At 48.1% G+C, this 7,500-nt stretch carries 4 protein-coding genes, 21 tRNA genes and 2 rRNA genes (1 of these 27 only partly in view); 3 read left to right on the top strand and 24 right to left on the bottom strand.

Features of this window, described 5'->3' with window-relative positions:
* Positions 1-225: 225 nt before the first annotated feature.
* Positions 226-966: a Crp/Fnr family transcriptional regulator gene (locus tag ACQW03_RS09260; protein WP_025718906.1), complete on the bottom strand. Its 741-nt coding sequence runs from the start codon at positions 964-966 to the stop codon at positions 226-228.
* Between the two features lie 299 nt (positions 967-1,265).
* Here ACQW03_RS09260 and ACQW03_RS09265 point away from each other — a divergent pair, with 299 nt between their 5' ends.
* The 3 genes from ACQW03_RS09265 (at position 1,266) to ACQW03_RS09275 (ending at position 3,608) form a co-directional block, all read left to right on the top strand.
* On the top strand, positions 1,266-1,715 hold the full coding sequence (locus ACQW03_RS09265; RefSeq protein WP_071639239.1) for a GAF domain-containing protein: 450 nt from the start codon (positions 1,266-1,268) through the stop codon (positions 1,713-1,715).
* 143 nt (positions 1,716-1,858) lie between these two features.
* Positions 1,859-2,512: a response regulator gene (locus tag ACQW03_RS09270; protein ID WP_016818376.1), complete on the top strand. Its 654-nt coding sequence runs from the start codon at positions 1,859-1,861 to the stop codon at positions 2,510-2,512.
* Positions 2,505-3,608, top strand: coding sequence for a PAS domain-containing sensor histidine kinase (locus tag ACQW03_RS09275; RefSeq protein WP_076294821.1), 1,104 nt, complete (start codon positions 2,505-2,507; stop codon positions 3,606-3,608). Before ACQW03_RS09270 ends, ACQW03_RS09275 begins: the two co-directional genes overlap by 8 nt.
* Before the next feature lie 201 nt (positions 3,609-3,809).
* On the opposite strand, the gene ACQW03_RS09280 is transcribed toward ACQW03_RS09275, so the two are convergent.
* The 23 genes from ACQW03_RS09280 to ACQW03_RS09390 form a co-directional block, all read right to left on the bottom strand.
* Positions 3,810-3,880, bottom strand: a tRNA-Gly gene (locus ACQW03_RS09280).
* A 9-nt stretch (positions 3,881-3,889) separates the two neighbouring features.
* Positions 3,890-3,963, bottom strand: a tRNA-Pro gene (locus ACQW03_RS09285).
* 22 nt (positions 3,964-3,985) lie between these two features.
* Positions 3,986-4,062: transfer RNA gene (locus ACQW03_RS09290), tRNA-Arg, on the bottom strand.
* A 26-nt stretch (positions 4,063-4,088) separates the two neighbouring features.
* A tRNA-Cys gene (locus ACQW03_RS09295) sits at positions 4,089-4,160 on the bottom strand.
* A gap of 10 nt (positions 4,161-4,170) precedes the next feature.
* Positions 4,171-4,245: transfer RNA gene (locus ACQW03_RS09300), tRNA-Gly, on the bottom strand.
* 6 nt (positions 4,246-4,251) lie between these two features.
* Positions 4,252-4,339: transfer RNA gene (locus ACQW03_RS09305), tRNA-Leu, on the bottom strand.
* Between the two features lie 14 nt (positions 4,340-4,353).
* Positions 4,354-4,429: transfer RNA gene (locus ACQW03_RS09310), tRNA-Lys, on the bottom strand.
* 4 nt (positions 4,430-4,433) lie between these two features.
* Positions 4,434-4,508 (bottom strand) — tRNA-Gln (locus ACQW03_RS09315).
* Positions 4,509-4,525: 17 nt separating this feature from the next.
* Positions 4,526-4,598: transfer RNA gene (locus tag ACQW03_RS09320), tRNA-His, on the bottom strand.
* Positions 4,599-4,617: 19 nt separating this feature from the next.
* Positions 4,618-4,703, bottom strand: a tRNA-Tyr gene (locus tag ACQW03_RS09325).
* 4 nt (positions 4,704-4,707) lie between these two features.
* Positions 4,708-4,783 (bottom strand) — tRNA-Thr (locus ACQW03_RS09330).
* Between the two features lie 26 nt (positions 4,784-4,809).
* Positions 4,810-4,882: transfer RNA gene (locus tag ACQW03_RS09335), tRNA-Phe, on the bottom strand.
* A gap of 66 nt (positions 4,883-4,948) precedes the next feature.
* Positions 4,949-5,025: transfer RNA gene (locus ACQW03_RS09340), tRNA-Asp, on the bottom strand.
* A gap of 25 nt (positions 5,026-5,050) precedes the next feature.
* Positions 5,051-5,124 (bottom strand) — tRNA-Met (locus ACQW03_RS09345).
* A gap of 30 nt (positions 5,125-5,154) precedes the next feature.
* A tRNA-Val gene (locus ACQW03_RS09350) sits at positions 5,155-5,230 on the bottom strand.
* 6 nt (positions 5,231-5,236) lie between these two features.
* Positions 5,237-5,308 (bottom strand) — tRNA-Glu (locus ACQW03_RS09355).
* 32 nt (positions 5,309-5,340) lie between these two features.
* Positions 5,341-5,432: transfer RNA gene (locus tag ACQW03_RS09360), tRNA-Ser, on the bottom strand.
* A 3-nt stretch (positions 5,433-5,435) separates the two neighbouring features.
* Positions 5,436-5,509, bottom strand: a tRNA-Met gene (locus ACQW03_RS09365).
* A 34-nt stretch (positions 5,510-5,543) separates the two neighbouring features.
* Positions 5,544-5,619 (bottom strand) — tRNA-Asn (locus ACQW03_RS09370).
* A 4-nt stretch (positions 5,620-5,623) separates the two neighbouring features.
* Positions 5,624-5,699: transfer RNA gene (locus ACQW03_RS09375), tRNA-Ala, on the bottom strand.
* Positions 5,700-5,721: 22 nt separating this feature from the next.
* A tRNA-Ile gene (locus ACQW03_RS09380) sits at positions 5,722-5,798 on the bottom strand.
* A 36-nt stretch (positions 5,799-5,834) separates the two neighbouring features.
* Positions 5,835-5,951: ribosomal RNA gene (gene rrf, locus ACQW03_RS09385) — 5S ribosomal RNA — on the bottom strand.
* Positions 5,952-6,102: 151 nt separating this feature from the next.
* Positions 6,103-7,500, bottom strand: a 23S ribosomal RNA gene (locus tag ACQW03_RS09390) (it continues 1,531 nt past the right edge of the window).

Here is a 7,500-nt window from a genome sequence, read left to right on the forward strand (position 1 = left end):
TTTTAGTCAACCATTATTAGCTCCAACGTTATTTCAGAACAGCTAGTTCATAAAATGTCATGTGTTCAGTTTCATTTACTATAAATACATTATTGGTAATTAGCCGCTATACCGTTGATTAGTCTTTTTTGTAATCTATGTTGTTCGTTACCCCATGTGCTAGATTGTTAGAAGACATGCAGCAAGGCGAAGTCTCTTGGACCCCGCCTAATGGTATTCATAATATTAGAGGCGACAAATTTCATGGGCACATTGGCCGTACGAAGGACAGCAGCACATGCCACGTAATACCTTGAGATCGTGAATGACAATCTTTCCATCCCTTGTATCTAAAGTTCCTTGCTCTTTCAGCGCGCTCAGCATCCGGTTCACACTCTCTCGGGTCGCTCCAATCATCTCACCTAATTCGGAGTGACTTAGCTTCATATTTAGTAAAATGCCATCCTTCACAGCCACGCCACATGTATTGCTAGCACGGATCAATGTAGACGCTAGTGCTCCAGTTTTACCATACAACAGTAAGTCCCGAAAACGCGATTGCATAATGCGTTGCTTCATCGCCATCCACTGGATGAACTGAAGTGCCATTTCCCCATTTTTGGACAAGAGCGACTCCAAATCCTTAACAAGCACGACGCCTAACTCACACACATCGGCTGTTTCCGCAGTGCAGCTATACTCTTCTCCATCTATCCCGCTAAATTCCCCAATTAAGTCGCCTTGATGCTGAATGGTCAGAATCAGTTCTTTACCATCTTCTGTCGATTTTCGAAGTTTAACATGACCTGAATGTATATAATAAAGCTGCTCTGCATCATCGCCCTCTCGGAAAAGCATAACGCCTGCCTTTACCTTCTTCCAGGACATAATATCTTTTAGCAGATCAAAATGTTCTTCTGTCAAATAAATCTGAATTCCCGTGCGTTCCGCTTCGTCCCCAAACCGTTCCATACAAGTGGCTTGCATGTTAGCGTCCTCCTCGTGTTTACCTGATATCTATATCATAATGTTTTAATGTCTGGGTTGTTATCGGGAGAACACCTGATTTTATACCTTCCTACTCCCTGATTTGCTGTGATAAATATCACTCCAGATGTAAGCTAACACCCCATTTATCGGCCTTATCCCTACTCCTTACCCGACCTGATGAAAAGTCAGTGTTTCCTGCGCCTATAGATCAGGGGGTTCCCTGATCTACTTTTGTAACTGCCGGAACTACAATGAATTAGAGATATAGTTTGGTTATGAAAAAGGATGTGTCTTCTATGCTACAAATAACGGATGAAATGCGAAAAGAACTGAACCAATTGAGAGATACTACTTATGGTGATCTCACTGCCCTTGCATTTATGTCCAAGTCGGGTGGTAAGTTGCATTGGTATTACGCCTCCGGTAGCCGAAGCAATCGCTATCGCCTTATTTCTTTTAAGATTGGTCATGGTATTGCCGGGATGGCTGTTCGCTTGGGACGTACCGTGACTGTAAGTGCTTTGCTATCAGGTAGTATACGTATGCGTCAGGAATGTGCACTAATGCTGGCCGAGCAGCTTCACTCTGCTGTTGCTATTCCCTTTTCCAGCACAGGGGATCTGCCCAACGGTGTGCTGCTTCTTGGTAATCGTGATGTGAGGATGTTCACAGAGTCTGATGTAGCCGAGGCCACTCAAGTCGCTCAACGCCTTAGCCAACTATGTGCTTACCCTCTTATTCCATAGATCAACAATGTTTCTGTAGATAATGAAACTCATAAAATACTTGATATGACTGTCCCTAACTATCTTTGTTGATTGAAATCCCTAAAATTTGCTATGATTATGACAAAACGCACGGTTTTTTTACCGTTCGAGGGGATGACAAATTGATTCGCATACTAGTAGTGGATGATCACGTTGTCGTACGTTCTGGCCTCATGGCCCTATTGGACGGCAAAAACGGTATCAAGGTAGTAGGAGATGCAGCAGACGGGGATGAGGCAATCCGCAAGGCAGTGGAGCTACAACCTAATGTCGTGCTCATGGATTTTAGCATGCCACCTGGCAAAGATGGTCTCACGGCAACCACTGAATTAAAAAAACAGTTGCCCGATACAGAAGTCCTTATTTTAACGATGCATGATGATGAAGAATATCTGTTCCGGGCCATTCAGGCTGGAGCATCCGGATATATTTTAAAAAGCGCACCTCACGAGGAGTTGCTCGCTGCCATCCAGTCTGTAGCCGAGGGTAGTGCCTATTTGTACCCGAATGCAACCAAACGACTGATGAGTGAATATCTGGACAAAATCAAGCAGGAAGGCATAGCCGGACCCTATGAATCCTTATCTGAGCGGGAAAAGGAGATTCTATCGTGGGTAGCCAAAGGATATGCCAACAAGGAAATTGCCGAGCACCTTGTGATTAGCGTCAAAACCGTAGAGTCCCATAAAAGTAACCTTATGGAGAAGCTTAACTTGAAAACACGACCTGAGCTAGTCAAATTCGCACTAAAAAAGGGGCTGCTCCATTATGAATGAACCTTCTAATCCTTTACTGCAGCATGCCTTTGGTGAATCAACCGATACACTGCTGAATGATCTGGAAATTTATATACCAGAGTCCCCTTTTCTCCATGCACTGCGTAACTCACTCCACCAACTATCCAATCTTAAATTTGCTCTAGATACGTCTTCCATCGTTGCTTTGACCGATCATCGAGGTATTATTCAGTACGTGAACGACAAGTTCTGTGAGATTTCGCAATATAGTCGTGAAGAGCTGATCGGTCAGGATCATCGTCTCATTAATTCAGGCTATCATACCCCTGCCTTCATGAAAAACCTGTGGACTACAATCCGTTCAGGTGAGGTATGGCAAGGAGAAATACGTAATCGAGCTAAAGATAACAGCTACTACTGGGTGAATACTACGATCGTTCCGTTTATGGACGAGGAAGGTAAACCCTATCAGTACTTAGCGATCCGCAATGAGGTCACTAAACTGAAGCAGGTAGAAGCAGAACTCCAGTCTATGATGACGCAAGTCATGCAAATACAGGAAGAAGAACGTAAACGCTTTTCAAGAGAGCTACATGATGGGATAGGGCAAAGCTTATTTTCACTTATTATTCAGTTAGACAGCCAACTTGCCGAACAACCTAGTGCTGCTCTGGAGAGTCTTCGTTCGCAGGTGACCGACATCATCAAAGATGTTCGTGGTCTAGCGTGGGAACTTCGTCCCTCAGTTCTGGATGATTTGGGTGTCGTACCAGCTATAAGAACCTATATTGAAAACTTCTGTTCTCATTACGGGATTGAGGTGCATTTTCAATGCACTCTACGTAAACGCCTTGATATTCGCAAGGAAATAGCAATTTATCGGATTGTACAGGAGGCATTAACGAATGTAGCCAAATACGCAGATGTAGCGGAGGCATATGTCGACGTTGAGGATCAAGATGAAATGATACAAGTGACCATTCGGGATGAGGGCATTGGATTCTCTGGAAAGTCCCAAGGAGAAGGAGTTGGATTGTTTAGTATGGAAGAACGAGCTAGAGGGGTAGGGGGATTTATGAGCATGACCTCTGCTCCAGATGAGGGAACCTCCATCCAGCTGACCATTCCCGTGTAAAAACTGTCCACTAGATCGGTTATCGGTGTATACCAGTTGTATGGATCAGAACGATATACACCGATACCGAGATTATGAATAATCAACACATTGTGGGTACATGAGAATAAATACAAAAAAAGAGAGAGCTCTGTCCCCAGACAGGCTCTCTTTATTTATAAGGTGTCACCACTGAGGCAACAAGAATCCGCTATAGCAAAAAGCGGGTGATGGGAATCGAACCCACGCTACCAGCTTGGAAGGCTGGAGTTCTACCATTGAACTACACCCGCAAATCAGTATCGGGATGACACGATTTGAACATGCGACCCCCTGGTCCCAAACCAGGTGCTCTACCAAGCTGAGCTACATCCCGACATTATACTTTTTTTAAGAAATGGCGCGCCCTGAGAGATTCGAACTCCCGGCCTTTTGATTCGTAGTCAAACGCTCTATCCAGCTGAGCTAAGGGCGCATATTTAAATCCATAATGAGCAGTCAAGGCGCCACCCAGATTTGAACTGGGGAATGAAGCTTTTGCAGAGCTTTGCCTTACCACTTGGCTATGGCGCCGTATGGATAATGGAGCGGACGACGGGAATCGAACCCGCGACCCTCGCCTTGGCAAGGCGATGCTCTACCGCTGAGCCACGTCCGCAAAATATGGTGCGGTCGAGAGGACTCGAACCTCCACGGGGGGTTAGCCCACACGGACCTGAACCGTGCGCGTCTGCCAATTCCGCCACGACCGCAAAATAACTATAAATGGTGAGCCATGAAGGACTCGAACCTTCGACACCCTGATTAAAAGTCAGGTGCTCTACCAACTGAGCTAATGGCTCTTAATGGCTGGGGATATAGGATTTGAACCTATGCATGACGGAGTCAAAGTCCGTTGCCTTACCGCTTGGCTAATCCCCAATAAATTAAGAATAAAGGGCGGCCGATGGGGCTTGAACCCACGAATGCCGGAGTCACAGTCCGGTGCGTTAACCACTTCGCCACGACCGCCATATGATTATGAAAAGACTGGTGGAGGATGATGGATTCGAACCACCGAACCCGTAAGGGAGCAGATTTACAGTCTGATGCGTTTGGCCACTTCGCTAATCCTCCAAAATGGTGCCGGCGAGAGGACTTGAACCCCCAACCTACTGATTACAAGTCAGTTGCTCTACCAGTTGAGCTACACCGGCACATTACTCATTTCCCACTTGAAAGGTGGCTCGGGACGGAATCGAACCGCCGACACGAGGATTTTCAGTCCTCTGCTCTACCGACTGAGCTACCGAGCCATAATTTGTTTTATTACTACACCATATAATCCGCACTATATATGCTAACTATATATGAGGTTAAAATGGCGGAACTGACGGGATTCGAACCCGCGATCTCCTGCGTGACAGGCAGGCATGTTAGGCCTCTACACCACAGTTCCAGAGGCATTTCCAATAGGAAATTAATTGCGGGGGCAGGATTTGAACCTACGACCTTCGGGTTATGAGCCCGACGAGCTACCGAACTGCTCCACCCCGCGACATTAAAAGGGATTTATCAAATTTTCTTATGGTGGAGGCTGAGGGGTTCGAACCCCCGACCCTCTGCTTGTAAGGCAGATGCTCTCCCAGCTGAGCTAAGCCTCCATATTATGACCCGTAGGGGATTCGAACCCCTGTTACCTCCGTGAAAGGGAGGTGTCTTAACCCCTTGACCAACGGGCCTTACAAAATAAGTTCTGATTCCAATAAATTTATGGCGGAGAGAGAGGGATTCGAACCCTCGCACCGCTTTCGCAGTCTAACCCCTTAGCAGAGGGTCCCCTTATAGCCACTTGGGTATCTCTCCGAGTAGCGGCAGAGGGGATCGAACCCCCGACCTCACGGGTATGAACCGTACGCTCTAGCCAGCTGAGCTACGCCGCCACCTTATATATAAAATTCAGAAATATTCAAAACATGGCTCCCCGAACAGGACTCGAACCTGTGACAACTCGATTAACAGTCGAGTGCTCTACCAACTGAGCTATCAGGGAATATTGGTGGAGCCAAGCGGGATCGAACCGCTGACCTCCTGCGTGCAAGGCAGGCGCTCTCCCAGCTGAGCTATGGCCCCAATCTTTTTGTTATTCTAGAAGTGGTGGGCCTTAGTGGACTCGAACCACCGACCTCACCCTTATCAGGGGTGCGCTCTAACCAGCTGAGCTAAAGGCCCTAACATGTAAAACTTCATCATCCTTTAAAGGATATCGCTTGGCGACGTCCTACTCTCCCAGGACCCTGCGGTCCAAGTACCATCGGCGCTGGAGGGCTTAACGGTCGTGTTCGGGATGGGTACGTGTGGAACCCCTCCGCTATCGCCACCAAACATGAATTTGCTGTGCAAATTCTACCGTACGGTTATTCGGTTCATCACTTATCGTGTGAATGAATAGCCATGCGCTTGTCGTATGTCACTTGTACATACCTTCAAGGTTACACCCTGAAAACTGGATCCGAAACTCATTTGCGTTTTATTTTAGGATAAGCCCTCGACCGATTAGTATTGGTCAGCTCCATGCATTACTGCACTTCCACCCCCAACCTATCTACCTCGTCGTCTTCAAGGGGTCTTACTAATTGGGAAATCTCATCTTGAGGGGGGCTTCACGCTTAGATGCTTTCAGCGCTTATCCCTTCCGTACATAGCTACCCAGCGGTGCTCCTGGCGGAACAACTGGTACACCAGCGGTACGTCCATCCCGGTCCTCTCGTACTAAGGACAGCTCCTCTCAAATTTCCTACGCCCACGACAGATAGGGACCGAACTGTCTCACGACGTTCTGAACCCAGCTCGCGTACCGCTTTAATGGGCGAACAGCCCAACCCTTGGGACCTACTTCAGCCCCAGGATGCGATGAGCCGACATCGAGGTGCCAAACCTCCCCGTCGATGTGGACTCTTGGGGGAGATAAGCCTGTTATCCCCAGGGTAGCTTTTATCCGTTGAGCGATGGCCCTTCCATGCGGTACCACCGGATCACTAAGCCCGACTTTCGTCCCTGCTCGACTTGTAGGTCTCGCAGTCAAGCTCCCTTCTGCCTTTGCACTCTTCGAATGATTTCCAACCATTCTGAGGGAACCTTGGGGCGCCTCCGTTACTCTTTAGGAGGCGACCGCCCCAGTCAAACTGCCCACCTGACACTGTCCTCGCACCGGATTACGGTACCAAGTTAGAACCTAGATACGATCAGGGTGGTATCCCAAGGATGCCTCCCCTCAAGCTGGCGCTCAAAGTTCTACGGCTCCCACCTATCCTGTACAGATCGTACCCAAATTCAATATCAAGCTGCAGTAAAGCTCCATGGGGTCTTTCCGTCTTGTCGCGGGTAACCTGCATCTTCACAGGTATTAAAATTTCACCGGATCTCTCGTTGAGACAGCGCCCAAGTCGTTACGCCATTCGTGCGGGTCAGAATTTACCTGACAAGGAATTTCGCTACCTTAGGACCGTTATAGTTACGGCCGCCGTTTACTGGGGCTTCGGTTCATAGCTTCGCCCCGAAGGGCTTACCACTCCCCTTAACCTTCCAGCACCGGGCAGGCGTCAGCCCGTATACTTCGCCTTGCGGCTTCGCACAGACCTGTGTTTTTGCTAAACAGTCGCTTGGGCCTTTTCACTGCGGCCCCCTCGGGCTATTCACCCTACCGAGGCACCCCTTCTCCCGAAGTTACGGGGTCATTTTGCCGAGTTCCTTAACGAGAGTTCTTCCGCGCGCCTTAGAATTCTCTTCTCGCCTACCTGTGTCGGTTTGCGGTACGGGCACCTTCTCCTGGCTAGAGGCTTTTCTTGGCAGTCTGAGATCATGACCTTCGCTACTACAATTTTCGCTCCCCATCACAGCCCAGCCTTACGATGTGCGGATTTGCCTACACACC

This window comes from Paenibacillus sp. DRB1-1, from assembly GCF_052119485.1.
Classification (GTDB): Bacteria; Bacillota; Bacilli; order Paenibacillales; family Paenibacillaceae; genus Paenibacillus; species Paenibacillus polymyxa_B.

Excerpts from the sequence above, each read along its gene's own strand:
- ACQW03_RS09260 (WP_025718906.1), bottom strand. The coding sequence starts at position 966 with ATGCAAGCCACTTGTATGGAACGGTTTGGGGACGAAGCGGAACGCACG.
- ACQW03_RS09265 (WP_071639239.1), top strand. The coding sequence starts at position 1,266 with ATGCTACAAATAACGGATGAAATGCGAAAAGAACTGAACCAATTGAGA.
- ACQW03_RS09275 (WP_076294821.1), top strand. The coding sequence starts at position 2,505 with ATGAATGAACCTTCTAATCCTTTACTGCAGCATGCCTTTGGTGAATCA.